Raw genomic sequence first — 26950 nt, 5'->3', positions numbered from 1 at the left:
CGTTAAAATAATGTTAGTAATGTTTGATCTAAATCTTTCAAATCTCCATTGGTTTTCGGTATAGTATGATGTGAATCCATTACTTCTATACAACCATTCCTATATAAGAGAAAGGGTCGTTATCCTTGACTAAGTCGAAAATTACGATGCAGGATATCGCAGACCACCTGCAAATATCTAAAAATTCGGTTTCGCAAGCTCTATCAGGTAAAGGCGGTGTCAGTGAGGAAACGCGCAAGCTCATCACTCAAACTGCCGATGAGTTAGGCTATGTTTATACGGGAAATCGAAAGCGGTCCTCCGATCCGGAGGATATGACAGCGTCTACAGGCAGTATTGCTCTTGTAGCAACGGACTTTGCTTTTTCCTTGCGGGGGTTTTTCGGGGAGATTTACTTGACTATTGAACAGGAAGCACAAAAACGAGGCAAGAAGTTACTCATTCAGTCCATCTCCCAGCAGATGATGAAGGACGGTACGCTGCCTCCTTTTGCCCAACAAAAAGAAGTAGACGGTATTCTTATCCTCTCCCATCTGAGCACCGATTATATGAACAAACTGATTGATACTGGTATTCCTACCGTCCTTATCGATCATCATCATCCGGATGTACAGGCGGATGCCATTCTGACGAACAATCGGTTCAGCGCTTACCGTGTCGTTAAATATCTTCATGAGCTTGGGCATACCCAAATCGGTTTCGTCGGGAACACCTCATTCTCTCCAAGTTACTATGAACGCCTTGAAGGTTTCACCCTTGCTCATCATGAACTGGGCATCACGCTCCATCCGAAGTGGATTCTTAGCGATGCGCTGGAGGATCAAGAGTATATGGAAAAACGGATGCGGGATCTGGACGAACAGCCCACCGCATGGTTCTGTGTCAATGATGGCCTTGGTTTTATCGTGAACTCTATCATTTACAACCTGGGCTTCCAAATCCCTGCGGATATTTCGATTGTCAGCTTCGATAACGGACAGCTTTCCAGACTCGCAACTCCCAAAACCACCACGATGGCAGTGGATCTGGCCCTGTTCGGCAAAACAGCGATCAGACAGTTATTCTGGCGGATGGATCAACCGGAATCTCCCTATGTGGAGATTCTGCTGCCAACAACCCTGATCGAACGTGATTCAACCGCAGTCCCGCGTGATTAATTTAACTTTCTGAATAGATGGAGGCTAATGAACATCATGACTACACAAGCTCAAGCACAAGCAGTACGGGCTTACGAACAATGGCTGAACAGCCGAGTAGTTGACGAAGCATTCAAAGAGGAGCTTCGCAATATAGCAAACAATGAGAGTGAGCTTACAGATCGATTCTATAAGGAGCTGGAGTTTGGAACCGGGGGACTGCGCGGAGTCATCGGTGCCGGCAGCAACCGGATCAATATCTATACAATAGGTAAAGCGACGCAAGGACTCGCGGTGACCCTGAGAGAGCAGTACGAATCGCCTTCAGCGGTCATCGCTTACGATTCCAGACGCTTTTCACCGGAATTCGCCCTTGAAGCTGCCCTGGTCCTCGCGGGGAACGGTGTAAAAGCCTATGTTTTTGAATCTCTTCGTCCTACCCCTGAACTGTCCTTCGCTGTTCGGCATTTGAACGCAGAGGCAGGGATCGTGATCACCGCAAGCCATAATCCTCCGGAATATAATGGATATAAGGTATACGGCGCAGACGGTGGACAAATTACGCCGGGTATGGCAGCTCAAGTTATTGAAGCTATCGGTCAGGTTGCTTCTTTTGAAGAGATCCTGAAGCTGGATCGGGCAGAAGCGGAAGCAAACGGCTTGCTCGTATGGCTCGGCCAAGAAATGGATGATGCGTATACTCTGGCTGTTGCCGGTGTAAGCCAAAATCCCGATATCATTCGGGAAGCAAGCAATGACTACCGGATTGTATTCACGCCGCTGCATGGAACCGGCAATGTGCCTGTTCGTGCTGTACTCCATCAGCTTGGCTTTCAGCATGTCGATGTTGTCCCCGAGCAAGAGCTTCCGGATGCCGATTTTTCGACCGTGACATCACCCAACCCGGAAGAGCATGCTGCATTTGAGATTGCTATAGCTCAGGCCAAGTTGAGTGGAGCTGACCTCATCCTGGGTACCGATCCGGATGCGGACCGTATGGGAGCTGTCATTCAAGATGACCAAGGGGCGTATTTTATCCTTAGCGGCAACCAGTCCGGTGCCCTCATGGTTCATTACTTGCTCCAATCCATGAAGCAAAAAGGAACCCTTCCTATGAATGGCGCCATCATCAAAACGATTGTGACCAGTGAGCTGGGGGCTGCCATCGCTTCTGCGTATGGCATGACCGTGTTCAACACCCTGACCGGTTTCAAATATATCGGTGAGAAGATGACCCAGTTCGAGCATACCGGAGAGTTTGAATTTATTTTCGGATATGAGGAAAGCTACGGTTATCTTGCAGGCAGCTATGCGCGTGATAAGGACGCCGTCATTGCGGCCATGCTCATGGCGGAGGCAGGCGCATATTATAAGGCACAGGGCAAAACCTTGTATGAAGTGCTCCAGCATCTTTACACAACTTATGGCTATTTTGCAGAGAAGCTGGAGACAAGGACGCTCAAAGGCATTCAGGGCGTGCAGCTGATCGCAGGTATTATGAGCACTTGGCGTGAATCGGCACCAAGCGAAGTGGCAGGTATCGAACTCAGCAAAATAGAGGACTTCAGCCTGGGACTGTATGATCTGCCCCAAGAGAACGTGCTGAAATTCCATCTCGCTGACGGTAGCTGGTTCTGTCTCCGCCCATCCGGCACGGAGCCGAAGATCAAGATGTATTTTGCTGTCCAGGGGGGTACCTATGAGGATGCACAGTTGAAGATCTCTGCGCTTACCCGGGATGTAATGGCTCGAATAGATGCTTATATAGAAGATCATTCGTCATAATCCATAGAAAAAGACTGAACCAGGATGTTCGATTAAGAACGGGAAGGGTTCAGTCTGAGGTGAATGTGTCCGAACGGGCAATAAAATTAATGCTAATAGGGATAGCTTTTATGCTTCTCGTCTATTTATACAAGGTGAACCAGGTAGTAGGTTGTATGGAAACGAATCTTTTATTGTAATAATTGGTTTTTTTGATGACTTTAGCAGAATGATGCCGTCCTAATTCTTTTCCGATGGCTCGGTTTGACCATCCTAAGCGTAGCAAGATTTCTAGCTGACTGCGTTCGGTTATGTTAAGATGAGTGTAACCCATGAGATGATTCTCCTTGTGTGAATGGTGTGTGGTAACTTCATTCTACACGAATTGTTCCCGTGGGCTATTTCTATTTAGGTGTCGCACTTCATATTACAATCCGTCAAGTTTTCTTGTTTCTTGTAACCAAGACAACCAAGATAAAAAAGAAACGGAATTGGACATTCTAATTAATGGTATGCACGATTCAAGTCTAAAAATAGCAGAAAGTCATCCTTTGATAGATACAACTCACTTTGCTTACAATTATGATGAAAGTACGTTTTTACTGGGAGTGACCTTTAAAGAGAAGGAAGTTCCAACTGTTGATCAACAAGAATCATTTTTGAGGCATATTTATCTAATGCGGCAGAAGTAACAGAACTAAATGATTGGAAGGTTGCTCTTAAAGATTATAATGTTTCTTTTGAACAATTGCTTCCAGATAATAAAACGAAAGTTCTTGCAATAAAAAAAATGAACTCCGAAGTTATTGAAATTATAGAAAAATAATTAAATGCTTAGCGCTAGCTAGCAGATGACCTCTTGATTCGTAAGGCCACCGAAAAAGTCCTTAGTATGAAAAAGGTGCAACTCCTAAAGTTTTATTGAGGAGATTGTGCCTTTTTTCTGTATAATTAAGGTGTTAAATCAATTAGGTGAAAGCCGACCCCGTAAATTTCCTAAATAGCTGCACATTTCGCAATATGATTCCCAGCCCGTTTCCTACACCAATATAAGAACGTATGTTTTCTTTCCTGTATGATGCTATGGCGTATAGCTCGTTCATAGGAAAGTCTTTCTACCCCAAGAGGTTTCAAAGTTACAGCTGCTTACTTCCTCCAGGCATGGACTGTGACTTATAATAATCTACGGTGATAATTTAATTGTATATTTATGCATAATGGCTTTCCTTTGAACAAAAAAATTTTCTAACGAATTAGGGAATAAATGGATCAGGATATAATTGTGAACTTAAAAATCTAACGAATTCTGAAACAACAATAACAGAGAAAACATGATTTGCAGCCTTCGTTGTCTAATCATTTATGGAAATATCACATTTTTGATAAGAACAGGACATTAGCAGCAGGATGGTTTCTTGGATGAATTATTCTTATATATAAACAGCAAAGCCTGATTACTCAGGCTTTTTTGCTGTTTAATAAGGTTGAATTCTTCATATATAATGATTGGAACAAGTTTATAATATGGGAATAACCAACCCGGATACAACTGTGTTTTATTTACGGGTATCGGGAGTATCTGACGTACTCATCCGGTTTACGAATTTCTGTAATACGCTTATGATGGGAGTGTAATGGAGGCAAATCAAACTCATATTTCCATTCATCAAGGAGAGCCGAAAGGAGAATTTGGGTGCTTGAAAATCTTGAATTAGATAATCTGATCCATCAAGCAGATGTTTCAATTCCATTAGTAGTCATGATGTGTGGTGTGGCTGGATCAGGAAAAACAACATTGGCTCAACGGCTAGAGCAGAGGGGCTTTGCACGTCTCTCCATAGATGAAGAGATATGGTCTACACATGGTCGATACGGAATTGATTATCCAGTTGAAATGTATGAGCAACTTAAAGTTCAAGCCGAGTTAAAGCTGTATAAGGAACTAGTGAATCTGTTAAAGGAAAAGCGCAATGTGGTTATTGATTTCAGTTTCTGGCAACGTAAGAAACGAAATGATTATAAGAAGCTGATTGAAGATGGAGGAGGAGAGTGGAGGCTTATTTATTTGAAAGTTCATCCTAATGATTTGCGTGAACGACTTCGCATTCGGAGCCAGAGATTCGATGCTAATGCTGCATTTACAATAACCGAAGAAATATTATCTGCCTTTCTCAAAGGTTTTGAAGTACCTACTGGTGAAGGGGAAATTATCATCGAGTAAAAGAATAATCAATGTCAACTAGTGGTATTGAGGATTTAATGAAGGTATACGGACGCGGTGCCCTTCGGACCGGTTGCGTTTGCTTTCTTAAGCCTCTCTGGTTCGTAGGTATCCAAAGGTTATATAAATTCATTTAAAACCGGAAAGGATGGGAAACGATGAAATTTGAGATTTTAAATGTCCCCTCGTATTGGAAAACTGAAATGAAGCAAAAATATATTCAACTTTATGAGGAAAACAGCAAGTTGGTTGTTCTGTTTCCCGGGAAAAACTATCCTTGTGATAAACCAATTCTACATTTTGCTGGAACCTCCGCACTTCAAAGTGGTTTTGACTTAATGATATTAGAATATGGATATCAAGCTGCGAGAACGGATTTGGATGTTAATGAACTGCAAAGAGTAATAGAAGATAGCCACGAATCGGTTCAACGAATCATTAGCAAGTATAAACAAGTTGTTTTTATTAGTAAGAGCATAGGAACAATCGTTGCTGGAGAAGTTCATGGGAAACTCGAAATTCCAATCAAACATTTATTTTTGACACCAATTAAAGACACCATTCACTATATCAACAAATTCAATGGACTTGTGGTTTATGGAACAAAGGATGAAGTGTTTAGTAAGGAACTTGCAAACCAAATTAACATAGACAAAGCCAGAGAGGTCATTGAAATTCCTAATGCAAATCATGGTTTAGAGACCCAGAATGTTGAGGAAAGTATTGAGATATTAAGTAAGCTTGTAAGGATATATATGGAGTTTCTAAATAAGTAATCAGGGCATCCCGTAAGATCTTAGATCTTTTGGGATGCCCTTTAAAATGTACACTCTTCAATCCTCAGTTAATATTTTGCATTTTCGCAGGCGATGGAGCCGCACCTGACTTTCGTTTGGCTAGATCCATCTTACGCTGGAGCATGCCAAGCACAAGATCCGCAACGATTGCCAGCACGGCCGCAGGAATGGCACCTGCAAAGATACGGAGGGAATTATTGCTGTTCAGTCCGGCATAAATTTCCCGTCCCAGCCCGCCTCCTCCGACGAGGGGAGCAATCGTTACCACACCAATGGCGATGACGGCCGCAATACGCAGGCCTGACATGATATACGTCAGCGCAAGCGGGAAACGCACTTTCACGAGCATTTGGAAGGGGCTCATTCCGATTCCTTTTCCGGATTCAAGATAGCTTGGATCCACCTGTTTTAACCCAACATACGTATTCCGTGCGATTGGATTCAGGGAATACAGGAAGAGTCCCACCATGACCGTTGTCGTCCCGAGTCCCATCCATAACATGAGCACCACGAGCATGGCCAAGCTCGGTACCACCTGCAGGATATTGGTGATAAACAAAATGATTTTGGCTGCCCATTTGCTCTTAGAGCAGAGGATGCCAAGCGGCACTCCGACAATGAATGCCAGGCCCAGACCGATAACGACCATCGTAATATGCTGGATGAAATACTCCCAGAGCAACCCCTGATTTCGTGATATATACGACAAAAAGTCGGCAAATGTTAAATGTTCACTTTCCATGCTTACCCTCCTTTAGCTTTTCAAGAGGCCCTGCTCTTTCAAAAACGCGATTGCGACCTCCCGCTCGCTTTTCTTCTCAATGTCCACCTGATAATTAAGCGATATCATCGTATCTGCATCCAGATGACCGATTAAAGGCGCTATCGTATCCTGAATTTCAGGATGCTTCTTCAAAAGGTCCGAACGCAATACCGGACTTGCATCATATGGAGGGAAGAATTGCTGGTCATCCTGAAGCGTCTGCAATTGGTAGGCTTTCAGCCGGGAATCCGTTGAGTAGGCCAGCACGATATCCACCTGCTCATTGGCTACCGCACTGTATACCAGGCTAATTTCCATAGGGAAGACCTGACCGAATTTGATGTCATACTCTTTGGAGAATGCCGGATATCCATCCGTGCTTCTCTCGAGCCATGTCGTATCTACCCCAAGCTTCATGGTGTCCATGTCTTTTTTGACATCGGAGATTTTGGTGTACCCGTTGGCTTCGGCAAGATCCTTTCTTACCGTGAACGCGTAGGTGTTCTCAAAACCCAAAGGGTTCATCCAGGTGAACCCGAAGTGTTCCTGGAATCCATCCTGTGCTTCCTTCAAGACTTGATCGCGGTCTTTGGTGCCGCTGATCGGAAAATGGTTGTTGAAAATCTCACCGGTATATAGCGTCGCCATCTGAACGTCGTTTCGTTTCATCGCATTGATGACCAATGAACTGGATGCCAGATCCGGGATAACATCCACCTTCAGATCGGTTTGGTCTTCAATCAGCGCTTTATACATTTCGGCAATAATCTTGGTTTCGGTATAGGTTTGCGTCCCGATGGTAATGTCGCTTTGAATTCCGCATGCGGAGGTAAAAGCGGCAAGAGCCATCAGGCAGACTAACATCGGTATCCTCTTCAGCTTGTTCAGTTTCATCACGCCTTCCTTGTTCCGTCCGGCTCGCTGTTTACGGTTGAAGTTATTCATATCGCAGCGTCCCGGGTTTGATTCTGATGGTAGTGCTTGCTCAGCCAGCCCTCAAGCAGACCAAGCAGTCCGTCAGCTACAAGCGCCAACAGAATTGCACCGATGCCACCGATGAATATCATCTCGGGCTTATTGACACCAAGTCCAGATACAATAAGCTGGCCTAAACCGCCAGCACCAATCAGGGAAGCCAGTGTTGCCCAACTGATGATATACACGGTCGTAATGCGGACACCGGACATGATGTAAGGAAGCGATAAGGGAAGCTGAATCCGCAAAATCGTTTGGGCGGTGCTGTATCCCATCCCCCTGGCCGAATTGAGCACGCCTTTATCCACGGAGTGAAAACCGTCATAGGTATTCCGGAGGATGGGCATAAGGGAGTACAGAAACAGCGCAAGGATGGCTGGTTTCATGCCGATGCCGAGTAGCGGAATCAGAATAGCCAGAAGCGCCAGGCTCGGAACCGTCTGAAACAGGTTCGTAATGAAAAATACGATGCTGTTCATCCAGCCTACTCGGTTGTATACGAGCAGGATACCGATCGGCACGGCAACAACAGTCCCCAAAAGCACGGCAGAGAATGAGAGGACCAGATGCTCCTGCAATGCCCTTAGAATATCTGGATAACGATCCGTAATAAAACTCCAGAATGCGTTCATATCACTCATCCTCTCCGATCAGTACCGGAGGAACCATCGTAGGATAGACTTCGGCCAAATGTTTAACCACACTGCCTCTTGTGATTAATCCGAGGAAACGGTTATTGCTGTCTACGACAGGGAGGTTGCTGAGCTGATGACTGTCCATAATCTCAATAGCCTGTGGAAGCGTGCTTCCCGAAGCCACGGAAAAACGGACAGGATGCATAACGTCTGCCACGGTTTTGCCTTCTTCGCCGTATTGGTCGAGCACCCGGTAGATCGAAACTGCGCCTTGAAGCTGACGGTTACGGTCCACGATCAGCAGCGAATCGACTCGCTTCATTTCCATCATCTTGATGGCTTCAGCCAATCCCCGGCTCGGGAATGCCGTGACCGGATTCGTAATCATCACTTCATCCACAAGCGGAATTTCATAGGCGCTTTCATTTTCATTTTGCAGACGTTTTGAACCGATAAAGTCACGTACAAATTCGTTTGCGGGATGTCGTAAAATGGTGTCCGGTCTACCTGTTTGAATTACTTCGCCATCTTTCATCAAAACGATGGTATCCGCGATTTTAATAGCTTCATCCATATCATGGGTCACAAAAATAATGGTTTTATTGAGCTCCTGCTGAAGACGGATCAGCTCATCCTGAAGCTGCTCGCGGCTGATGGGATCCAGTGCGGAGAACGGCTCGTCCATCAGGATAATATCGGGTTCAGCTGCCAGCGCGCGCACTACGCCTACGCGCTGCTGTTGTCCGCCGCTTAGCTCGGATGGATAGCGTGTAGCATATATGGTGTGGTCTAGTCCGACCATGTCCAACAATTCATTTACTTTTTGATCTGTTTTGTCTTTATCCCACTTCTTCAGACGCGGAACCACGCCCGCGTTCTTGGAGATATTCATATGCGGAAATAAACCAACGCTTTGAATGACATAGCCGATATTGCGTCGAAGTTCAACCGGATTCAATCTCGAGATATCCTTACCGTCAATCAGAACTTTGCCCGAGGATGGCGTATTGAGCGCGTTGATCAGCTTCATGGTAGTCGATTTGCCGCAGCCGCTCGGTCCGATGAGGACGGTAATTTCTCCTTTTTTGAATTCCAGATTAATGTCTTTCAGCGCGTGAAAGCCATTATCGTAAACCTTGTTCACATGCTCCAGTACTATCATTCAATCGCCCCTTTGCAAGCAGTATCCATATTATGCGGAGCATTTGGCATATCATCCATCGGGGACCCCAAAAACTGTTGAGGGAAAAGCGCGGTGCCAGAGATATGAGAAGGCTTCAGCCTTGTTATGTAGAAATGGAAAATAGCTAAGCAAGTTAGCAATAAAAAAATCAAAATGGAATAGGATTAAGCGCATGATTAAGGGGTGGAGAAAGATCTAAGAGGGAAGCCCTGAGGGTACTAACAATTTAAGTTAAAAATCTTCGTTATGGCATTGACTTACATACCCAAAATTCCACCTTTATATGCAGTGTAGCTTTCCAAACTATGCAATCCCTTGTTACATCCATCCGAAGAAGTATTCCAAGCCTGTATGCCCCTGTTCGTATCGGGAAAATATGCGTTCTCATACATGAATCCCTGTTATACCTGCGCGAATCAAGCAGCAATGTCATTGTGTCACTGCTTCTCTCGGCCCAAATGGATATATGCAAAATACGTAAGCAAGCAACGATTCCCTTTTAAGTAGGACCGTATAACTGCTCATGCAATAATATGTTTAATTCTATTACCCAGCTAGCATTGGATTGAAACATGTATATGGAACGATATTGAATATGTGATACCTTGGGTCCAGAATCGTCCAAAGGATAGATAAATGATTGACTAGTGAGGAGCGATAGTTGATTTGAGAAGGAATAACATCATATAACAAAGTATTCAAACTATTGGACTACCGTCGCTAGGTTTCAGATGTATAATAATGGAAGGGATTGCCTGAACTTTAAATGAAACGTCTGAAAATAGTAATAATAAGCGATTGTACAAATCTGATATAGCAGGAGAGCCTTAGATGCCATTAAATTACAAAAGGCCAGAAACATTGGGAAAACTTGTTGAATTAGACCAGGAACTTCATCAATTACATGGGCAAACTGTCCATGATTACATAGGCTTTTATATAAGCTTTAATAATGATGATGACAGGTATGAATGCACACCAGAGGACGCTGTAGTTTTTGGCAGAACAGGAGTAGGTGGGGACCACTTCGCTTTTTACACGTTTAATCAATCTATAAAAGATTTAGAAGAGGCCCCGATTATTTTTATACAACCTATGTTTGAGAATGCAGTAAACTTGGTTGCGAGAAACCTTAGGGATTTTCTAGCTTTATTCATCACCCTTAAGGAAATTTATGTTCTAGAACGTTTTGAATATTATAAGAGCCAATCAGATTTTATCAAGGATTATAACGAGAATTATTTGAAGGACATAGATTCACGAGAGAGTGAACTTCAATTCTTTATTGAGGAATTAAGGGAGAAGGTTGTTGAAGGAATTACTGAAATTAATGATGCATACGCATACATTACGGATATAAGAAAAGATATTCAAATACCATAAAAGTTAAATAGAACAATTGATTTCCCAAGCGTGTATACTATAAAATGGAAACTGGAATTGAAACTAAGTTTCACATAATGAAACAATGGGGGGCTACAAAAGTATGTTATACAAATTCTCTGGAATTGACCACGTTCAATTAGCGGCTCCTGAAGGTTGCGAATCAGAAGCTCGAAGCTTTTTTGCTGGCATATTAGGTTGGGTCGAAATACCAAAGCCTGAGAATCTAAGGAAGCGTGGTGGTGTTTGGTTTCAGTGTGGAACGCATCAGGTACACATCGGAGTTCAAAAGGAATTTGTCCCCGCTACAAAAGCTCATCCTGCATTTCATGTCCAGAATATAGATTCATTGAGAGAATATTTACTTCAAAAGAGTATCCAAGTGATTGATGATGATGCACGGTCTGATGAGGGCGTACAACGTTTCTATCTTAACGACCCTTTTGGAAATCGCCTTGAGTTTTTGGAATGGCTCTAAAATAAAGATAGCAGGTCTTTTTAGACTTGCTTTTTTTCTAATCGGAGAGTGAACTTGGCCTATTGGGCCAGGAAGTAGGTCAAAACGAATACTGGGCGAGAGAACGAAAGGAAAGTAACGGATAGGTTAAATCGAGGCGTTAGTATAGCGATCTTATAAAGGGTCTATGTAACAAATAAGGGAGACGATTCAATGACTGCAAAGCCACAACTGGTATTAGATTTAGCCGGTGTATTAGTCAGTAATTTCTCATCTACGTTTTGGCTCCAATTATCTAAGGGTACCGAAATCTCGTTTCAAGACATCCGAGAACAATTTGATGAGATTCGAAAAGATCTATGGACTGGAAAGATCAAAGAAGATGATTTTTGGGAATGGATGAGTCTGCGAATGAAGCAAATTAACAAAGAGCAAGCCAGAGCGTTATTAATTCAATCACTGGAACCTCTTCCTGGATTAAATTATTTGGCGGAGTGGAGTGAAATTGCAGATATCCATATCTTAAGTAACCATTGTAAGGAATGGTTGGAATCGATTTTAGAAAGAGTAGAACCCTATACAAAGAGCATAACGATTTCAAATCAAGTGGGTTTAAGAAAACCAGATATACAGATATATCAACATGTCGGCAAACAATTTGAAGCAGGCCAAACGGTTGTTTATATTGATGATCAAGAAAAGAATCTGAAACCGGTTATCGAACTTGGATGGAAAACCCTGTTAGCGGATAAAGAGCATAAATGGATAGAAAAAGTTGAACCCATGATAGCAATGAGGAGGAGAACACTTGATTAGAAAAGAGATTCAATTAATTCTAGATAGCTTACCGGAAGAAGAAAGACATTTACATTAAACATTAGTGACGATATAAAAGAAAGCATTTATTACAATCAATATAAGTGGCATATTTTTAGTTATGAAATACAGGATTGTCTGAAACAACATGAAGCAAGAAATGCTTTTAATGCTGAAATTAAAGATGAATTATATGTTATGTACCAAAACTCTCCCCGTGTACTTCTATACAGTAATGCAAATGCAGTAGCCGCAGAGGATTTTGATTCTCAACAAGATATCTATGTATTTAATAAAAATTTTACTTGGACGAATGTAAATACACATGAAGACATGTGTGGGCCCTATTTTTATAAAGTGAAATAATTTCGTCGTGATGCATGAACCGTGCGAATATATAGATTTGGGAGGGATTCAGGGAGTGAATAGAAAATCATTTATCATGATTTCCGTCATCTTATGCTTGCTACTTAGCGTAGGTTGCAGTAATAACCATGAAGTTACTTCTGACGACATTGGCAAAATAAGTATAGAACTACAAGAACAAAAAGAAGAATCAAATGGAACCATGTTCACACTAAAGCTGCATAACAAATCCAGTCATATTATAGTCCAAAATAATGTATATTTAAGTTTCCCCATAAAACTTGAAAACGGTGTTAAAGGGAATGATTTTAAGATAGAAACTAGAAATAATAAGCTCAATATTGGCCCGGGAGAAGAATTACTTCTTACCGTATTTGCTCCGAAGGAAATGTATGAAGGAAATCATAATATTGACTTAGAAGATCCCCATATCGAGATTAAAGGTTTCTTTAATGAAGTAACCGAAAAAAATCATTTCAGTATGATTGGAGGGCATCGTACTATGGTTGGTTTTAATGGGGAGTGACTGATGATGAATCGAAGCATTTTAATAATAATGAAATCTGTAGCCCCGAGGATATGATTCCATTGGGGGCGCTATGATATTTATAGAAAATCAATCGAGTACATAATCTAGGACGGATTTTTATTGATCCAAACGATCAGAATCAAGGAATCGGTAAAAAGTAATGAAAGAAATTGAATCTGGTGGTGGCCCCATCATCTTCTAAATGTTTTTTTGTTATTCTATTATTAAGGTAGTGAGCATGATACTAAGTGAATTTTAGGGAACTGAGAGGAAATGAAGATGACAAAGAAGTTGTATTACGAATCCGCATATATCCGGGAGTGGGAGACACGAATCACACGGAAGCTGGAACGGGAGGACGGAACCTACCTGATCATGGAGGAGACGGCCTTTTATCCGCACGGTGGAGGGCAGCCTTGTGACCTGGGGTGGATCGATAAAATTCCTGTTCTTGATGTCGTTCAGGAGGAAGGCGAAATCCTGCATAAAGTCGAGCATTTGCCTGAGAAGGAAGAGGTTAGCTGCCGTTTGGATTGGGATAGAAGATTCGACCATATGCAGCATCATAGCGGCCAGCATCTCCTGTCTGCCATGTGTCTGGAGGTATGTCAGGCGGAAACACTCAGTTTCCACCTGGGTCAGGATTACGCTACGATTGATATCTCCCGATCTGAGCTGTCTCAGGCCCAACTGATGATGCTGGAACTGGAAGTTAACGATCAGGTTTACCTTAATCGAAAAGTAACGAATTATTTTGTGAGCCGGGAGCAGGCTGCTGCCTTGCCGCTGGTGAAGCAGCCAAAGGTAACCGATGATATCCGGATCGTAGAAATTGAAGGTATCGAATATAACGCTTGTGGGGGTACGCATGTCTCCGCAACAGGTGAGATCGGAATGATCAAACTGCTCAGAGCCGAGAAACAGAAAGGGCATTTGCGTATCTATTTTAAATGCGGCTATCGTGCATTGAATGAATTCAATGCGGGAATCGAGATTTTAAGCAGCCTATCTACCAGGTTCAATACCTCTAAGGAAGAGATTCTGGACCGGATTGCAAAATGGGATCATGAACAGAAGTTGCTCCAGGCTGAATTGAACGCCGTGAAGGCTGAGAATGATGTTTACCTGGCAGGAAAGCTATTGGCAGACCGTCAGGGCAGCCTGATCCAACACGTTTTTGCGGATAAGCCGCTGAAGGATATGCAGAACCTGGCGGCAAAGCTCACCGAAGAAGCTGACGTTATCGTGCTCTTCGTGTCCAACGCAGACCATAAGGTTGTCCTCGCTCAGGGAGGGAAGAGCAGTCTCGCCTGCGGTGCGTTCTTTAAACAGTATCTGGCTGATTATCGCGGTAAAGGCGGAGGCAGCGACAAGCTGGCACAGGCTGGTTTTGCCACCGGGGAGGAGGCCATGGCGTTTTACCATTTTGCGGCGCAGTCATTAAGTTAGTTTGAAGAAATGTAATGGTCTATAACTTGAAAGCATTTAAGCGAGTTTAGCGGCATGTTTTTTAAACCAAAGAGCGTAAAACAAACACTCTGGGCATCACGCCTCAGCCTAAGATAAGTATATCTAAGCTGGGGCGTTTCATTAATACACAGACCGGTAAGGGGAAAGCGCAATTATGAGTTCTAGTTCAAGGTATCTGGAGTCAATGACATCAGATAACATAGTATTCACGCATTGGATTTCTAACATTTATATCGAACAAGGAGAAAAATGATGAAACGTATGCCATTTGAACGTCCAACCGAGCATTATGATGAACATTTGATTCATGTTGATGAGCAAATCTGTGCATTGTTGAAACAGCGGAAGGAACTTTCAGGCAACAATCCAGGTTTTCCGCCATTTGAGTATATTTCACAATGGGCGACAACGTTTGAACTCTACGAGGATTATCTAAAAGCTATTTTTGGAACGTTTATGAGCGAAGAACATTATAAACCCATGGTTGATCCAACAGGGTTCAGAAAACATATTCCGGTTTTAAAATCAGTTGTAAAAGGAATGTTCTTTTATACGCTGAACTCAATAAGACAATACGCTAATGCAAGTGTAGTAACATTCAGCATGGATTGGGACATGACAACTGAGCAAACTTCAAGTTCATACAACCTTAGCCATTTTGAACTGTATGTTGGAGAACAATATGATTGTCGAATGACCAATGGCGGGGGTTCTTCAGGCCATGCATCCTATAACTATGTAATATCTCCGCCTTTACCTGATGATATTTCAGGAATAGAGTTCGTGTTCAAGGAATTTAGCAAACCCTTTAAAAATAATGAGACAGGTACTGAAATCGTCTTCAGAGTTGAATGATTTGAAGTATTAAAATGATGATGCAGGTATTTCGAAGAATTTCACGCTGCGTTTCGGGAACGAGGTCCAGAGAAGGAGATCAAACATGAAGGACATCATAAACATAAAGAGACTAACCACATTAGAAGAAGCTGAATTATTGGATCAAGAATTTGCTGAGCGTTATGGGTGGTATCGACAAGGAGATTATTATCATAAGTGTCTAAGTGAGAACAATACCAATAAACGAGTAACACTGATTGCATATTACAATGATTCGTTAGCAGGATGCTGTCATTTAATCTATGAGTCTCAGTATCCTTATTTTCTTGATAACAACATCCCTGAGATTAATGATTTGAACGTATTCCCTGAGCATAGAAGAAAGCATATAGCAAATAGCTTATTTGATGAATTAGAGCTGCTTGCCTCAAAGACCTCTACATACATAGGGCTAGGAGTAGGGCTGTACAGAGATTATGGAAATGCCCAAAGAATGTATACATCTCGTGGATATGTGATGGATGGCAGGGGGATGACCTATAAAAATGTTCAAGTAATACCAGGAGAATCAGTTATCGTTGATGATGATCTATTGATTTATTTAGTTAAGAATCTAAAGAGTTAATGTGAGGTGCAGAATAATGAAAACCTTTACAGTCGCAACCGTACAATATAATTGCAGTGAACCTGATCAAAAACTAAATACGGAAATTGGTTTAAGATACGTAAGAAAAGCCAAAGACCTTGGAGCAGATATTGTATTATTTCCTGAGTGTTGGATAACTGCATATGCTTTTCCCGACATTGTTGAAACCAAGCTTCCGGCAGAAGAGATAGAGAATCATCCTGATTTCAAAGCTTGGTATGAGGCGGCAATAGACGAAAATAATACAGCCTTAAAATCTTTTCAAGCAATTGCGGAAGAATTATCCATTGGTATTGTCATCACGGGTTTTACAAAAGGGGTAAAACGTCCTCAAAATTCAGCCTTTGTAATTGATCGGAACGGTGAAATTTTATTAAAGTACAGCAAAGTCCATACATGCGATTTTGATACTGAACGTATGCTGGAGCCTGGTACTGAATTTAAAGTATGTGATTTCGACGGTGTGAAGATTGGGGTCATGATTTGTTACGACAGAGAATACCCAGAAAGCGCAAGAGTATTGATGTTAAAAGGGGCAGAAATCATTCTGGTTCCCAATGATTGCGGGATCATGAAGCCTAGATTACAGGCACTGTCTACAAGAGCATATGAAAATATGGTTGGTATCGCGATGGCGAACCCTCCTGGTGAACATGCGGGATGTTCTTGTGCTTATAGCCCGATTATGTGGGATTCTGATGGGAAATCGGTCGATAACACCATTATGCTGGCAGATCATATGTCAGAGGGTATATTTATTGCTGAATTTGATCTGGATGAAATTCGTAAATATCGTAATACAGAAATGATGGGCAATACGTTTAGGAAAGTGAAAGCTTATAAAGATTTACTATCTGAAAAAGTAGAAGAGCCTTTTATACGAGAATAAACGGAATCATCAGACCAAAACATATTAGTGACTGGAAAATAAAATAAATGAGGGTTTAACTGTGGATCTGGAATATAGAATCAATGATAACTGTATTGTCAGCGAGGTTGAAGAAGTATTTATTCGATCAGGGATCAGGAGACCGGTAGGCGATTCAGATCGAATTCAGAGGATGATAGGTCATGCGGATGAGATTATAACGGTAAGAGAAGGAAGTAAACTGGTGGGATTTTTAAGGGCCATCACAGATTATTCATATTGCTGCTATATTTCAGATATTGCGGTGGATACGGAATATCAAGGATTAGGAATTGGCAAGGAACTAATCAGAATATTGAGGGACAAATTAGGAGAAGACGAAATTCAATTTGTACTAACTTCAGCACCGAAAGCCGTAGGATTTTATGAGAGGATCGGATTCGAAAGGGCAGATAAAGCTTTTGTAATAAGAAGAAAGAAGAATTGACGTTATGGATCAAAAATCCTCTCGGGTTCGTAATACAAGAAACTATACGCTCAATATAATCAATAAATCATAGAATCGGTGATATAACAATGATAACAGAACTTAATAAATCAGAGTTTTATAAGATAAGACATATTACGGATAAGTGTAAGAATATCGAGGTTAGGGCTGTGGTTAGCGGGAATAACCCGGGCGGGGTCTATGTAGATCATCCAACAGAACCCACAGCAGCATTAATTTGGATTGAAGGACAAAAGGGTTTTCAGATTGTTGGAGATGCTCAGAGTACAACATTTATAACAGAACTAGCAGAATACATGAGAAATCATATAGAACCTAAACTTCAGGAGCAAGATATAAATTGGGTCGAGATTGGTCTGGATCCTGATCCTTGGGATAAAACGATACAAAACATTTTTCAGGAGCGCCGCATTTCGAGTGATACTCAACATGTGTTCACATTAAGAGGGAAGCCACAACACATTGAATTTCAAGATAGCGTTGTAAATATTCAACCGATAAATCGTGAGTTATTGAAGTCAAGACGATTGGAAAACCGTTCGTTTTTAGAAAAGAAGATATTACGATTTTGGGATTCTACAGACTCTTTCTTAGAGCAAGGGTTCGGTTACTTTGTTGAGGATAATCACAATGTGGTGAGTTTATGTTTTTCAGCATTTGTTGTAGATAAAACGCATGCAATTGATATCGAAACGCTTGAAGAGCATAAAAGAAGAAATTATGGCGCTGCAGTAGCTCAGGCATTTGTACAGGAATGTCTTCAAAAAGGAATTCGTCCATACTGGGACTGTACTCCGGAGAATACAGGGTCTATTCGACTTGCAGAGAAAGTAGGAATGACCCCTGATTTTGACTACCAAATATCCTGGTATGGCTTATCCTAATGGCACTGGTACAAGGTCCAGTAGATGAGGGAGACGAAATATTCTAAATCGAAATGAAGGAGTCATTGAATGAAGCTTATTTCTCAAACCTCAATAACTAATGGTGTAAGCATTCACTACCTTGATTCTCATCCTGATTCAGACTTTTCGTTAACTCCACTTCTTATATGTCCTGGTCTCTCCGAAACAGCAGAAGAGTATCAAGATTTACTTGAATACCTAATGCCCAGAAGATGTATTGTATTATCTTTTCGAGGGAGAGGCCAAAGTGATACCCCGCTGACCGGTTATGATTTGAAAGACCATGTTGCAGATATTGAATCCGTAGTGAAAAGCACTGGGATAAACCATTTTCATTTATACGCCTTCTCAAGAGGTGTGTCTTACGCTTTGGAATATACCAGCTTACATCCTGAACAGGTTGACAAATTGATTATTTTGGACTATCCGCCTGAGCACAAAGCGATGCCCGTGGATTGGCCTAAAGAATATATTGAAAATTATTTAATACCCTTCAATCGTTTGTCTCATATCCGCCCGGAAGCGGTTAGGGGAATTCAACGTGAATCGGTACAAAGATCCATAAAGTTTAGTTCAGAAAAGCCCGTACTTGTTGTGAGAGGGCTATTGGAAGGCTCTTTGATATCTAGTGAGGAATTGGAAGAATATAAAGAACAATTTACTAATCTGCATATAGCTGAATTAGAGAATAGCGGACATGACTTTCGAAGCACAGAAAGATCAAAGCTATATAAAATGATAAAAGAATTTGTAGAATAATCAGGGGGAGAACTCCCTTATATTCACACTCATTGCTGTCATTAGGCTGCTCGGCCTACCTGAGACATTTCGAAGGATTCGAGCGAGTGGGATCCTACGAACAAGGTGAATACCGGAACCACGAAACCACTTCCTAAAGTGTTTAAACCTAAGGAGACAATTACATGGATGAGCAATGGCGAATAGCTGAGTATGATCCAGAGTGGCGAAACTTGTTCTTGGAGGTAGGATGGAACATACGAGAAGTTTTAGGGGACATAGCAGATCGGATAGACCACGTTGGATCTACATCGATTGTTGGACTAGATGCCAAACCAATTATTGATATTCAAATCTCAATTAGTAATTTTGAAGATGTGAATCAATATAAGAATAAATTAGAGTCTATAGCGTTTGTATTTCGTAAAGAAAATCCTGATAAGACTAAAAGGTATTTTCGAGAAATTCAGGGACATCGGAGAACACATATTCATGTAAGACAAACGGGGAGTTACTCAGAACAATTGACATTATTATTTAGAGATTATTTGAGAGAACATAAAGAGGATTGCTTAAGATATTCGGCAGAGAAGCACCGGTTAATGGGATTGTACCATCATGAAAGACATAAATATGTTGAAGGCAAAGGCCCGATTGTATGGGAGTTAATACAAAAGGCACATGTTTGGTCACAAGAAATAGGTTGGAAACCAGATAAACCGGATCTGTAGGCGAATCAATGAAACTTCAAAAAGGAGTAGGGTGATACAAAAGGAGACGTTATGGAAATCGAACTTATTCCTGTTTCAGTTCAAGAGAAAGAAACATTATCGAACATGTATCAATTTTATCATTATGATTTTAGTCAATACACTAATCAGAACTTAAATGATGATGGAAGATACGGGGTGAACATTGATTTCTATTGGGAAGGTGACCCTAGATGGAACCCGTATTTCATAGTATCGTCAGGAGCATTTCTAGGGTTCTTGGTTGTGCTGTTTGAGAATCTAGACACAGATCCAGACCCAACGCATGTAATTTATGATTTTATGATTTTGAAAAAATATAGAAGAAACGGGATCGGTCGCACCGCAGCTAAACAGGCATTTGGGTTATTCAATGCAAATTGGAAAGTAGCTCAAATGGAGAGTAATACAACTGCCATATCTTTTTGGAGAAACGTAATCAGTGAATATTCCAAGAATAATTACACAGAGAGATACAGGGAAGATTCAAAGAAGTACATACAAGAGTTCAGTACAAAGTAGTAACCCCAGCGGGTGGAGGTATGATGCAGGATCGCATTAAATGGAGGATTTTTATTGAAAAAGTTACGCCTGCGTCATCTTGTAATCCTAATATCAATCATCTTGATATGTGTAGTTGTTTATTTCTCAAGCCCGATCAGATTTCAGCAAATCATTAGCTCTACGGATCATGTTAAAAAAATATATTTTACTTATCATGTTTGAAAGATGAAGTGATGTTAATGAATTCGGAGGTGATTCCATGATCATTAGAATTGCGACAAAAGAAGATATAGATCAACTTATTCGGATGAGATGGGATTTTACGCTGGAAGACGATCTAGATGGAACATTAAAAAACGAAGCTTATAGTGACTTCTACGAGGAGTGTTATGATTTTTTGTGGAAGGCTATTCAAAGTGATATTTGGAGTATTTGGGTTGCTGAAGAAAACGGCATGATCGTGTCCAACATATACATAGAACTTATTCACAAGGTACCGAGACCAGGGAGAATCACACATCCATTTGCATATATGACGAATGTATATACAAAACCTGATTATCGAGGTAAAGGGATAGGAAGTAAATTAATATCAAAGATCAACGAATGGGCAAAAGAAAATAAATATGAATTTATTATCGTATGGCCTAGTGATGAAGGGGTTGATTTTTACAAGAAAAATGGATATCAGCACTGCAAAGAGCCAATGGAAAATATGTTATGTGAGTAAAACAGTCGATATGAGTTTTAGAAGGAAGGTAATTCAAGAAATGCATATACTGCATTTAACAACATTTTAATACATCCAGCCATTATAAAATAAATATTCAACGAAAGAGAGTGAGCTCTGTGAAGGTAGTCGAACTTCATGAAATGAGATTAGTCGGAATAAGAGTAGTATGTCCCGGTGACCAGTATGTCAAAGAGATCCCCAAGGCTTCGGTTGAACTTAAAAATAGATTGCAAGAGATTCGCGACGTTGTAAAACCGGTTAGACTTGTTGGTGCATTCATCGCTGAGGATGTATCGGGAGAGAAAGATGGTTATTGGGTTTGTGTTGAGGTACATAACATGAAACAAGTTCCTGAAGGGATGGCCTCTTTAGTCATTCCACAACAAAAATACGCAGTCCAACGACATCAGGGGCCTAATGATGAAATTAGAAATACATATGAAAATCTCCATTGCTGGATACTAGAAAATAACCATGAACGATTGCCGAGATCCTGGCATCTGGAGATTTCGGATGTATGGGGACATGGGGAAGTAAATCATATTGAAGCAGACTTGTATGACACCATTAAATAGATTTTAAGTTTGATATAAACAGTGTTCTGTTCCATCGGAATAAATTGCGCCAACTGGCACTTGCTGTTATAATTTTGCGTATGAAATGTGATTGGGGGTTATACCGATGGCAATGCTGAATTGCTCATTAGCTAGGAAGTCCTCATGCAAAGCCTGATCTGGGGCGATACTTTGCGTGGGGTGCGATAGATGAATTCGATCGCCCAACCTTAACTTTATCGTTTCTAATAACAGGCTTTGCACCTTCATTTTTAATAAAAATAAGGGGCTGAAAGCTATGAGTACACCATTTATTAGAAACCACCAGTTTAACGTGATTAAAAAACAATCGGATTTCCTTCTGAAAACATTGCGAACGATCGCGGATAGAAAAGTCCTGGAAACGGTCAGGTATCGTGCCGTAACGAGCGCTTTGGAAGCATTTCCGTCTCTAACAGAGGATCAGAAGCGGATGCTTGGAGAAATGTCGACCATCGAGAAGGCCGAGGATTTCCAGAGATATCTTAACGCGTTAGAACCCTATCTGGAGCCTTATCCGACGATTTCGCTGAATCAGATTCAGAAGCTATTTCCTAAAAATAAGAAACTGAAAGTTCCGGATCTGCAATCGATCGACTTTCGATATGTAACGTATTTGGGCTGGGTGGATATTGCCACAAACAAGTTATATATCGTATATCCGTTCGAAGGAAGATTCATCGGGATCGAGGGAAGAATTACGCCGACCAACAAAAAAGGGTACTGTCTGTTCTGCAACCGGCATCAAGAGCTTGCCTTGTTCTCGGTCAAGACCAAGCCGGCGGTTGCTTCACCGGATAATCTTTCGTTCATTGGCCAATACGTATGTCTGGATAGCCAAGCATGTAATCACAGCATTACCGATACAGGGGCACTTGAGAAGTTCATTCTCTCCGCCAGCAAGTAAACACAGGAACTAGAAGTAGGCTGCCTTTAAGGGCAGCCTATTTTGTACTATGTTTTCGTTTGAAAGACATAAAGGTCATGAAAGGACGTTGAAACCTATGAACGATGTAAGATTAGTTAAGCCTCAGCTAGAGCTTGAAGAAGAATATCTATCATTTTATCAAGAATGGAAAGAATCCGGTGAGAATATGGTTCCTTGGGTTATAAGTAAGGATCCAAGTGATTTTCAAGGGATGCTGAAGGAACTCTCTAATCAAGAGAAGGGCATTGGTGTAAAGGAAGGCTGGGTCTCAGATTCAACCTTTTGGTTGGTCGATAATCAACATAGAGTATTAGGTGCAGCTAATATTAGACATCAATTAACCGAATATTTATATAATGCTGGCGGACATATTGGCTATGGCATCCGCCCGTTAGAAAGATGGAAAGGCTATGCGACTAAACTATTGGAATTGTCCTTGATTGAGGCCAAGAAACTGGGGATAAACGATGTATTAGTTGTATGTGATGCCGGTAATGTGGGATCGGAAAGAACCATTATTAAGAACGGCGGGAGGCCGGATACAGACTACATAGAGGAAGATGGGAACGTAATTAAAAGATATTGGATTAAGAATACGTGATAGTAGCGAACAAGTCAGTTTCTACAAGCAAACCGGATATACTATCGGGGCTCAGCTTTTTTATGATGAAGGCTGAGCCCCCATGTATCGAACAATCTACTCTAAAGCAGGAAACACGATGTAGTAAAGGACTCAAGATGTGCGTATCTTATGTGGTCATCTTTTTTTGTGCCTTGGATAAGAATACGATGCAAGTGATCAAAACAACAGCCAATGCGATCCACTGCGAAGTAGCGAGAGTACCAAACTGGCCCCGGATGATATCGCCTCTGAAAAACTCGATAATAAATCTCCCTGAACTATAAAAAATGAGATATAGACCTGCTATTAGGCCGTTAGTTCTTTTTCTTCTTGCAATATAGATCAGTATGAAGAAAATTGAAAAGCTAAGAACGCTTTCTAATATTTGTGTAGGGATGAGTTTGACATCATTCGGGGCAAGCTCGGATTCGTGAAACGTTATGCCAAACCAACTGTCCGTTTCTTTTCCATGGCAACAACCGGCGAGCAGACAGCCGATTCTCCCGCATCCTTGGGCTAATGCAACGGAGGGCACAAATAGGTCAAGGTATTTTAGAAAGTTGAGCTTTTTCTTCTTACAATAGACATAACCAACCCCAATCCCCCCGATAATTCCTCCGTATACCACAAATCCTTCCGAAAAATTCAGAACCATTGAAGGATCGTGGATGATATTGTTCATTTGGGTTATCCAAAACAAAAGTTTAGCTCCGGCCAATCCGCCTAATAAGCTCCAGAACGTGAGAGAGGAGACATGGGATAGTTCTACTTGTCTAGAAGCTGCTCTATAAACAACAACCTTGTAAGCGATAAGGATTCCGATCGCAATCATTAATCCATATCCATAAATGGTCACGGGTCCGATCCTGATCAATTCGTTGTACATAATTTCATTCCCCCATAATAGATTCCCTGATAAGATCTTCTGTTTCTACATGATGCGATTGAACTACAGTGTGTAGTGTAATCATCCGAAAAAAAGGGACTACGAATCCCCGCCCAACATAAAGAGCAGTAAAATGGAACAGGATCTCAGAAATGGCTTCAGCAGGGCTAACGGAACATTCACCCCTCGGTCAGGCTCAAGAACCTGCATGACCCGGTATTGCAATGTCGTATCCGCAAAATGAACGGCTGCCTCATACCGTCGAAGCTTACCGAGTTTCGCTAATTTTAATAAGACACTGCCTAAATACAGCTCGGTGCCCATCTGCCGGATGGCGAATCGGTCAGCAAACAGCTCTTGCCACGTCTGATAGTAGCGAAGAATTGGTTTAACAATCGGCAAATATCCAAAGGCGTCTGCCAGCAAGGTTGAAAAGAATGTTTTTAATCCATCATAATTACGGCAGTGGTATCGTTCATGCAGTAAAATCGCCTTTACTTCCTTGTCATTAAACATCTCTAAAACCGTTGTGGATACGACAATTTTCGGTCGCAGCAGTCCAATCGTCAGAGCCACAAAGGCATTGTCCTGTACAACAATGATTTCCGTTCCCCAGCCGCGGTACTTGTAATTGAGGCGCTTGGTTAATTTATCGTGCCTGTTGGCACGGAAGTGCTTTAACCATTTTTGCGATAAAACCAATTGCCTCGTACTTCGCCAAATGATCTGAACAAGTGTATACGCAATGATCATGTCGATTAAGACGTAATTCAGAACGGGACCTTGAAATACTCCGCTTCGGACCTGGTAGGTAATGAACATTCCCATATGTACGATGACAACAGCTACGAATACGATCATCAGCGCGTAGGTACATCTTAGCCGTGTGGTGGGATTCATTGTTTTTTCCCGTGTTTGATATCGTTTAATTTACGCTCCAGCCTTGCGATCACCTCAGGATCGACATCATCCAGCGCATCGATCATGTGGTTCACGACCAAGCTCCCGTACTCTTGAATGAGTCCCTGCGACACTTCCTTTGTCTGTTCAGTGAGAAATTGCTCCCTCGACTGCAGCGGGCTAAACTTGGCTGCCCGTGTCCGGCCGGTTCCCGTCATGACCTTTGTCAGCAGGCCTTTATCCAGAAGACGATTCATGACGGTCATTACCGTATTGATCGAGATTGGACTCTCCTGATTCAGGATGGATTGCACTTCCTTGATACTGAGTGCTTCTGAGGACCAGAGAATATCCATAATTCGAGACTCCAGTGGTCCAAAAAATCGATTCAGGCCTTCACCTTCGATATTCATTTTCTTAATCTTCATTCCTATCTCACCTCATACTACATATCGTAGTATGGTTGTTGGACAATGTCAACTTCTTCCTGCCGACACTCGCATAGCTATTCCCCTTTGCTAGTCTGTGTTGTATTTTCTTGGTTGGGCATTGTTCTTGGTACTTGCAAAGTGTCGGGGACGAAAGGTTATTTGCCTTACAATCGAGAATAAGAGAACCACAGGAGATCTAATTCTATGACGACTCAACACTTTTGGGAATTGATAGCAAGATCAAAAAAGAAAGGTGCAGAACAGGTAGAATGGTTAACTTAAGAATTAGCCAAGAATTTTGTTCCGATCGGCCATTGGTCTGCAAAAGGAGTAATCGAAAATAGGAAGTGAGGAAGTGTTATGAAGTTATTGAGATCCAAGATTGACTTTGAAATTTCAGAGAAAGGGATAAGTATAATAGAAAATGTAGCAATTGGTGGAATTCATCAATATCTTTTAATACAATCAGAGAATATAAATAATCCTGTTTTACTTATTCTACATGGTGGCCCCGGTTTACCTATCCCTGGAACTTCGAGCCGCTCAAGAGACTACGTTATAGCAACGAATACGAAAGAATTGGTCAAGCATTATACCGTTGTATTTTGGGATCAAAGAGGTTCCGGAAAAACATTTAACTAGCAGGAGATAAGAGATTCATTAAATATAGATCAATTCGTATCAGATGCTAATGAAGTAGTGCAATTCTTAAAGATTAAATTCAATAAACAGAAAATATATGTCGCAGGATATTCTTGGGGAACTATTATTGGATTGCGTTTAGTTGATGAGAATCCAAGCGATTATTATGCTTATATTGGGATATCACAAATAATAAATTGGGTTCAGAATGATGTGTTGTGTTTAGAATGGACGCTAGATAAAGCAAAAAAACATGGAAATAACAAAGCGATTAAAGAACTGCAACAATGTGGTAATCCCCCCTACATAAAGAGTGTTAAACAATGGAGTACATTAAGAAAATGGATGGGCAGGTATAATTCGATGGTTTACTCTTATCAAGATGTAAAACATCCGGGGATGAAAATGGCGATGAGTATCATCTTGAGATCTCCAGATTACTCAATAATAGATATTTTTAATACAATTAGAGGATTTCAAAGGAGTTATACACAAACATTGATTGAGGATTTTGCAAAAATTGATTATAAAGGAACGATAAGGAAGTTGGAAGTACCTGTTTTTTTTATACATGGAAAAAAAGATGTTCATATATTTGGAGACTTAGTGGAGGATTATTTTAATGAACTGGAAGCGCCTGCAGGCAAACAAATCTTTTGGTTAGATAAATCATCTCATATGTTTCATCCAGAGGATGCTAAAGAAATTGAAAACATACTAATATCTATAGCAAGTCAAAATCATATATCCTAAGGTTACCAGTCAGCTAAGAGTTCGTTGAGATCAATTTCGGGTAACATGGGGTTATCAATGTGGTTGCAGCCAACATCGTTTCTTTCTCGAACCAATATGAATGGAGTGATAGTATGATGAAGCCACAGAAATCGAAAGTTGTATATTACCTCGTATGGTTAATTATAGGTGGTCTCTTAATCTATTTTGGAAACTCGATAAGTAGTTACTAT

At 41.3% G+C, this 26950-nt stretch carries 31 protein-coding genes and 1 pseudogene; 24 read left to right on the top strand and 8 right to left on the bottom strand.

Going from position 1 to position 26950, the window contains the following annotated elements; all coding sequences use genetic code 11:
- Positions 1–125 precede the first annotated feature (125 nt).
- Positions 126–1157, top strand: a complete 1032-nt coding sequence (locus AC0VZ8_RS23505; protein ID WP_260066143.1) for a LacI family DNA-binding transcriptional regulator — start codon at positions 126–128, stop codon at positions 1155–1157.
- Positions 1158–1193: 36 nt separating this feature from the next.
- Positions 1194–2921, top strand: a complete 1728-nt coding sequence (locus AC0VZ8_RS23500; protein WP_475484600.1) for a phospho-sugar mutase — start codon at positions 1194–1196, stop codon at positions 2919–2921.
- Between the two features lie 205 nt (positions 2922–3126).
- On the opposite strand, the pseudogene AC0VZ8_RS23495 reads toward AC0VZ8_RS23500, so the two are convergent.
- Positions 3127–3234: pseudogene (locus AC0VZ8_RS23495) on the bottom strand (helix-turn-helix domain-containing protein); the annotation flags it as partial.
- 1359 nt (positions 3235–4593) lie between these two features.
- Between AC0VZ8_RS23495 and AC0VZ8_RS23490 the strand changes: the two are divergent.
- Together AC0VZ8_RS23490 and AC0VZ8_RS23485 are read left to right on the top strand one after the other, a co-directional pair.
- Entirely contained in the window at positions 4594–5121 is a 528-nt protein-coding gene (locus tag AC0VZ8_RS23490) for a P-loop nucleotide/nucleoside kinase family protein (RefSeq protein WP_475484599.1), read from the top strand.
- Between the two features lie 158 nt (positions 5122–5279).
- A complete protein-coding gene (locus AC0VZ8_RS23485) occupies positions 5280–5897 on the top strand; it encodes an alpha/beta hydrolase (RefSeq protein WP_475484598.1) in 618 nt (205 codons plus the stop codon).
- A 64-nt stretch (positions 5898–5961) separates the two neighbouring features.
- Here the strand turns inward: AC0VZ8_RS23485 and AC0VZ8_RS23480 are convergent, their stop codons facing one another.
- Genes AC0VZ8_RS23480 through AC0VZ8_RS23465 form a run of 4 tightly spaced genes read right to left on the bottom strand, consistent with a single transcriptional unit; the run spans position 5962 to position 9453 of the window.
- A complete protein-coding gene (locus AC0VZ8_RS23480; RefSeq protein ID WP_071221713.1) occupies positions 5962–6660 on the bottom strand; it encodes an ABC transporter permease in 699 nt (232 codons plus the stop codon).
- Positions 6661–6672: 12 nt separating this feature from the next.
- On the bottom strand, positions 6673–7575 hold the full coding sequence (locus tag AC0VZ8_RS23475) for a glycine betaine ABC transporter substrate-binding protein (protein WP_475487747.1): 903 nt from the start codon (positions 7573–7575) through the stop codon (positions 6673–6675).
- A gap of 47 nt (positions 7576–7622) precedes the next feature.
- Positions 7623–8288 (bottom strand): ABC transporter permease, encoded by a 666-nt coding sequence (locus AC0VZ8_RS23470; RefSeq protein ID WP_475484597.1) that lies wholly within the window; start codon positions 8286–8288, stop codon positions 7623–7625.
- A 1-nt stretch (position 8289) separates the two neighbouring features.
- Complete coding sequence (locus AC0VZ8_RS23465) at positions 8290–9453, bottom strand: ABC transporter ATP-binding protein (protein WP_475484596.1); 1164 nt, start codon at positions 9451–9453, stop codon at positions 8290–8292.
- An 852-nt stretch (positions 9454–10305) separates the two neighbouring features.
- On the opposite strand from AC0VZ8_RS23465, the gene AC0VZ8_RS23460 reads away from it, so the two are divergent.
- The 18 genes from AC0VZ8_RS23460 (at position 10306) to AC0VZ8_RS23375 (ending at position 23105) form a co-directional block, all read left to right on the top strand.
- Positions 10306–10857, top strand: coding sequence for a hypothetical protein (locus tag AC0VZ8_RS23460; RefSeq protein ID WP_475484595.1), 552 nt, complete (start codon positions 10306–10308; stop codon positions 10855–10857).
- Between the two features lie 103 nt (positions 10858–10960).
- Complete coding sequence (locus tag AC0VZ8_RS23455; RefSeq protein ID WP_475484594.1) at positions 10961–11335, top strand: VOC family protein; 375 nt, start codon at positions 10961–10963, stop codon at positions 11333–11335.
- 192 nt (positions 11336–11527) lie between these two features.
- Positions 11528–12130 carry an HAD family hydrolase gene (locus tag AC0VZ8_RS23450; protein ID WP_475484593.1) on the top strand — a complete coding sequence of 201 codons (603 nt, stop codon included), beginning with the start codon at positions 11528–11530 and terminating at the stop codon, positions 12128–12130.
- 60 nt (positions 12131–12190) lie between these two features.
- Positions 12191–12496: a DUF4275 family protein gene (locus AC0VZ8_RS23445; protein WP_475487746.1), complete on the top strand. Its 306-nt coding sequence runs from the start codon at positions 12191–12193 to the stop codon at positions 12494–12496.
- A 55-nt stretch (positions 12497–12551) separates the two neighbouring features.
- Positions 12552–13022: a hypothetical protein gene (locus AC0VZ8_RS23440; RefSeq protein ID WP_475484592.1), complete on the top strand. Its 471-nt coding sequence runs from the start codon at positions 12552–12554 to the stop codon at positions 13020–13022.
- 282 nt (positions 13023–13304) lie between these two features.
- Positions 13305–14474 (top strand): alanyl-tRNA editing protein, encoded by a 1170-nt coding sequence (locus AC0VZ8_RS23435; RefSeq protein ID WP_475484591.1) that lies wholly within the window; start codon positions 13305–13307, stop codon positions 14472–14474.
- Between the two features lie 270 nt (positions 14475–14744).
- Positions 14745–15350, top strand: a complete 606-nt coding sequence (locus tag AC0VZ8_RS23430; RefSeq protein ID WP_475484590.1) for a hypothetical protein — start codon at positions 14745–14747, stop codon at positions 15348–15350.
- 85 nt (positions 15351–15435) lie between these two features.
- Positions 15436–15957 (top strand): GNAT family N-acetyltransferase, encoded by a 522-nt coding sequence (locus tag AC0VZ8_RS23425; protein ID WP_162487622.1) that lies wholly within the window; start codon positions 15436–15438, stop codon positions 15955–15957.
- A gap of 16 nt (positions 15958–15973) precedes the next feature.
- The gene (locus AC0VZ8_RS23420; protein WP_475484589.1) at positions 15974–16867 is read left to right on the top strand and encodes a carbon-nitrogen hydrolase family protein; all 894 of its coding nucleotides are present in this window, start codon (positions 15974–15976) and stop codon (positions 16865–16867) included.
- 61 nt (positions 16868–16928) lie between these two features.
- Positions 16929–17333, top strand: coding sequence for a GNAT family N-acetyltransferase (locus AC0VZ8_RS23415; RefSeq protein WP_475484588.1), 405 nt, complete (start codon positions 16929–16931; stop codon positions 17331–17333).
- A gap of 89 nt (positions 17334–17422) precedes the next feature.
- Complete coding sequence (locus tag AC0VZ8_RS23410) at positions 17423–18238, top strand: GNAT family N-acetyltransferase (RefSeq protein ID WP_475484587.1); 816 nt, start codon at positions 17423–17425, stop codon at positions 18236–18238.
- A gap of 69 nt (positions 18239–18307) precedes the next feature.
- Entirely contained in the window at positions 18308–19018 is a 711-nt protein-coding gene (locus tag AC0VZ8_RS23405; RefSeq protein WP_475484586.1) for an alpha/beta fold hydrolase, read from the top strand.
- 164 nt (positions 19019–19182) lie between these two features.
- Positions 19183–19728 (top strand): GrpB family protein, encoded by a 546-nt coding sequence (locus AC0VZ8_RS23400; protein ID WP_475484585.1) that lies wholly within the window; start codon positions 19183–19185, stop codon positions 19726–19728.
- Positions 19729–19779: 51 nt separating this feature from the next.
- The gene (locus tag AC0VZ8_RS23395) at positions 19780–20268 is read left to right on the top strand and encodes a GNAT family N-acetyltransferase (protein WP_475484584.1); all 489 of its coding nucleotides are present in this window, start codon (positions 19780–19782) and stop codon (positions 20266–20268) included.
- A 241-nt stretch (positions 20269–20509) separates the two neighbouring features.
- On the top strand, positions 20510–20980 hold the full coding sequence (locus AC0VZ8_RS23390; protein WP_071221869.1) for a GNAT family N-acetyltransferase: 471 nt from the start codon (positions 20510–20512) through the stop codon (positions 20978–20980).
- Positions 20981–21099: 119 nt separating this feature from the next.
- The gene (locus AC0VZ8_RS23385; protein WP_475484583.1) at positions 21100–21558 is read left to right on the top strand and encodes a GyrI-like domain-containing protein; all 459 of its coding nucleotides are present in this window, start codon (positions 21100–21102) and stop codon (positions 21556–21558) included.
- A 277-nt stretch (positions 21559–21835) separates the two neighbouring features.
- Positions 21836–22483 carry a FusB/FusC family EF-G-binding protein gene (locus AC0VZ8_RS23380; protein WP_475484582.1) on the top strand — a complete coding sequence of 216 codons (648 nt, stop codon included), beginning with the start codon at positions 21836–21838 and terminating at the stop codon, positions 22481–22483.
- 97 nt (positions 22484–22580) lie between these two features.
- Positions 22581–23105 carry a GNAT family N-acetyltransferase gene (locus tag AC0VZ8_RS23375; protein ID WP_475484581.1) on the top strand — a complete coding sequence of 175 codons (525 nt, stop codon included), beginning with the start codon at positions 22581–22583 and terminating at the stop codon, positions 23103–23105.
- A gap of 148 nt (positions 23106–23253) precedes the next feature.
- Here AC0VZ8_RS23375 and AC0VZ8_RS23370 read toward each other — a convergent pair whose 3' ends face one another.
- The 3 genes from AC0VZ8_RS23370 to AC0VZ8_RS23360 all read right to left on the bottom strand — a co-directional run bounded on the left by AC0VZ8_RS23370 (position 23254) and on the right by AC0VZ8_RS23360 (position 25340).
- Complete coding sequence (locus tag AC0VZ8_RS23370; RefSeq protein ID WP_475484579.1) at positions 23254–24012, bottom strand: prolipoprotein diacylglyceryl transferase; 759 nt, start codon at positions 24010–24012, stop codon at positions 23254–23256.
- 99 nt (positions 24013–24111) lie between these two features.
- A complete protein-coding gene (locus AC0VZ8_RS23365; RefSeq protein ID WP_475484578.1) occupies positions 24112–24912 on the bottom strand; it encodes a M56 family metallopeptidase in 801 nt (266 codons plus the stop codon).
- Complete coding sequence (locus tag AC0VZ8_RS23360) at positions 24909–25340, bottom strand: BlaI/MecI/CopY family transcriptional regulator (protein WP_426197999.1); 432 nt, start codon at positions 25338–25340, stop codon at positions 24909–24911. Before AC0VZ8_RS23360 ends, AC0VZ8_RS23365 begins: the two co-directional genes overlap by 4 nt.
- Before the next feature lie 363 nt (positions 25341–25703).
- Between AC0VZ8_RS23360 and AC0VZ8_RS23355 the strand changes: the two genes are divergently transcribed.
- Positions 25704–25985, top strand: a complete 282-nt coding sequence (locus AC0VZ8_RS23355) for an alpha/beta fold hydrolase (protein ID WP_475484577.1) — start codon at positions 25704–25706, stop codon at positions 25983–25985.
- A 57-nt stretch (positions 25986–26042) separates the two neighbouring features.
- A complete protein-coding gene (locus AC0VZ8_RS23350; RefSeq protein WP_475484576.1) occupies positions 26043–26738 on the top strand; it encodes an alpha/beta fold hydrolase in 696 nt (231 codons plus the stop codon).
- Positions 26739–26950: the final 212 nt, after the last annotated feature.

It is taken from the genome of Paenibacillus sp. QJM3NY_38 (genome assembly GCF_056173265.1).
The sequence above is the reverse complement of the archived record's forward strand: the minus strand, read 5'-3'. Positions and strand labels throughout refer to the sequence as shown.

Bases quoted from the DNA above. Each gene is read 5' to 3' on its own strand.
- AC0VZ8_RS23500 (WP_475484600.1), top strand. From the start codon at position 1,194: ATGACTACACAAGCTCAAGCACAAGCAGTACGGGCTTACGAACAATGG.
- AC0VZ8_RS23485 (WP_475484598.1), top strand. From the start codon at position 5,280: ATGAAATTTGAGATTTTAAATGTCCCCTCGTATTGGAAAACTGAAATG.
- AC0VZ8_RS23480 (WP_071221713.1), bottom strand. From the start codon at position 6,660: ATGGAAAGTGAACATTTAACATTTGCCGACTTTTTGTCGTATATATCA.
- AC0VZ8_RS23475 (WP_475487747.1), bottom strand. From the start codon at position 7,575: ATGAAACTGAACAAGCTGAAGAGGATACCGATGTTAGTCTGCCTGATG.
- AC0VZ8_RS23470 (WP_475484597.1), bottom strand. From the start codon at position 8,288: ATGAACGCATTCTGGAGTTTTATTACGGATCGTTATCCAGATATTCTA.
- AC0VZ8_RS23465 (WP_475484596.1), bottom strand. From the start codon at position 9,453: ATGATAGTACTGGAGCATGTGAACAAGGTTTACGATAATGGCTTTCAC.
- AC0VZ8_RS23460 (WP_475484595.1), top strand. From the start codon at position 10,306: ATGCCATTAAATTACAAAAGGCCAGAAACATTGGGAAAACTTGTTGAA.
- AC0VZ8_RS23455 (WP_475484594.1), top strand. From the start codon at position 10,961: ATGTTATACAAATTCTCTGGAATTGACCACGTTCAATTAGCGGCTCCT.
- AC0VZ8_RS23450 (WP_475484593.1), top strand. From the start codon at position 11,528: ATGACTGCAAAGCCACAACTGGTATTAGATTTAGCCGGTGTATTAGTC.
- AC0VZ8_RS23435 (WP_475484591.1), top strand. From the start codon at position 13,305: ATGACAAAGAAGTTGTATTACGAATCCGCATATATCCGGGAGTGGGAG.
- AC0VZ8_RS23430 (WP_475484590.1), top strand. From the start codon at position 14,745: ATGATGAAACGTATGCCATTTGAACGTCCAACCGAGCATTATGATGAA.
- AC0VZ8_RS23425 (WP_162487622.1), top strand. From the start codon at position 15,436: ATGAAGGACATCATAAACATAAAGAGACTAACCACATTAGAAGAAGCT.
- AC0VZ8_RS23420 (WP_475484589.1), top strand. From the start codon at position 15,974: ATGAAAACCTTTACAGTCGCAACCGTACAATATAATTGCAGTGAACCT.
- AC0VZ8_RS23410 (WP_475484587.1), top strand. From the start codon at position 17,423: ATGATAACAGAACTTAATAAATCAGAGTTTTATAAGATAAGACATATT.
- AC0VZ8_RS23405 (WP_475484586.1), top strand. From the start codon at position 18,308: ATGAAGCTTATTTCTCAAACCTCAATAACTAATGGTGTAAGCATTCAC.
- AC0VZ8_RS23400 (WP_475484585.1), top strand. From the start codon at position 19,183: ATGGATGAGCAATGGCGAATAGCTGAGTATGATCCAGAGTGGCGAAAC.
- AC0VZ8_RS23395 (WP_475484584.1), top strand. From the start codon at position 19,780: ATGGAAATCGAACTTATTCCTGTTTCAGTTCAAGAGAAAGAAACATTA.
- AC0VZ8_RS23390 (WP_071221869.1), top strand. From the start codon at position 20,510: ATGATCATTAGAATTGCGACAAAAGAAGATATAGATCAACTTATTCGG.
- AC0VZ8_RS23380 (WP_475484582.1), top strand. From the start codon at position 21,836: ATGAGTACACCATTTATTAGAAACCACCAGTTTAACGTGATTAAAAAA.
- AC0VZ8_RS23375 (WP_475484581.1), top strand. From the start codon at position 22,581: ATGAACGATGTAAGATTAGTTAAGCCTCAGCTAGAGCTTGAAGAAGAA.
- AC0VZ8_RS23370 (WP_475484579.1), bottom strand. From the start codon at position 24,012: ATGTACAACGAATTGATCAGGATCGGACCCGTGACCATTTATGGATAT.
- AC0VZ8_RS23365 (WP_475484578.1), bottom strand. From the start codon at position 24,912: ATGAATCCCACCACACGGCTAAGATGTACCTACGCGCTGATGATCGTA.
- AC0VZ8_RS23360 (WP_426197999.1), bottom strand. From the start codon at position 25,340: ATGAAGATTAAGAAAATGAATATCGAAGGTGAAGGCCTGAATCGATTT.
- AC0VZ8_RS23355 (WP_475484577.1), top strand. From the start codon at position 25,704: ATGAAGTTATTGAGATCCAAGATTGACTTTGAAATTTCAGAGAAAGGG.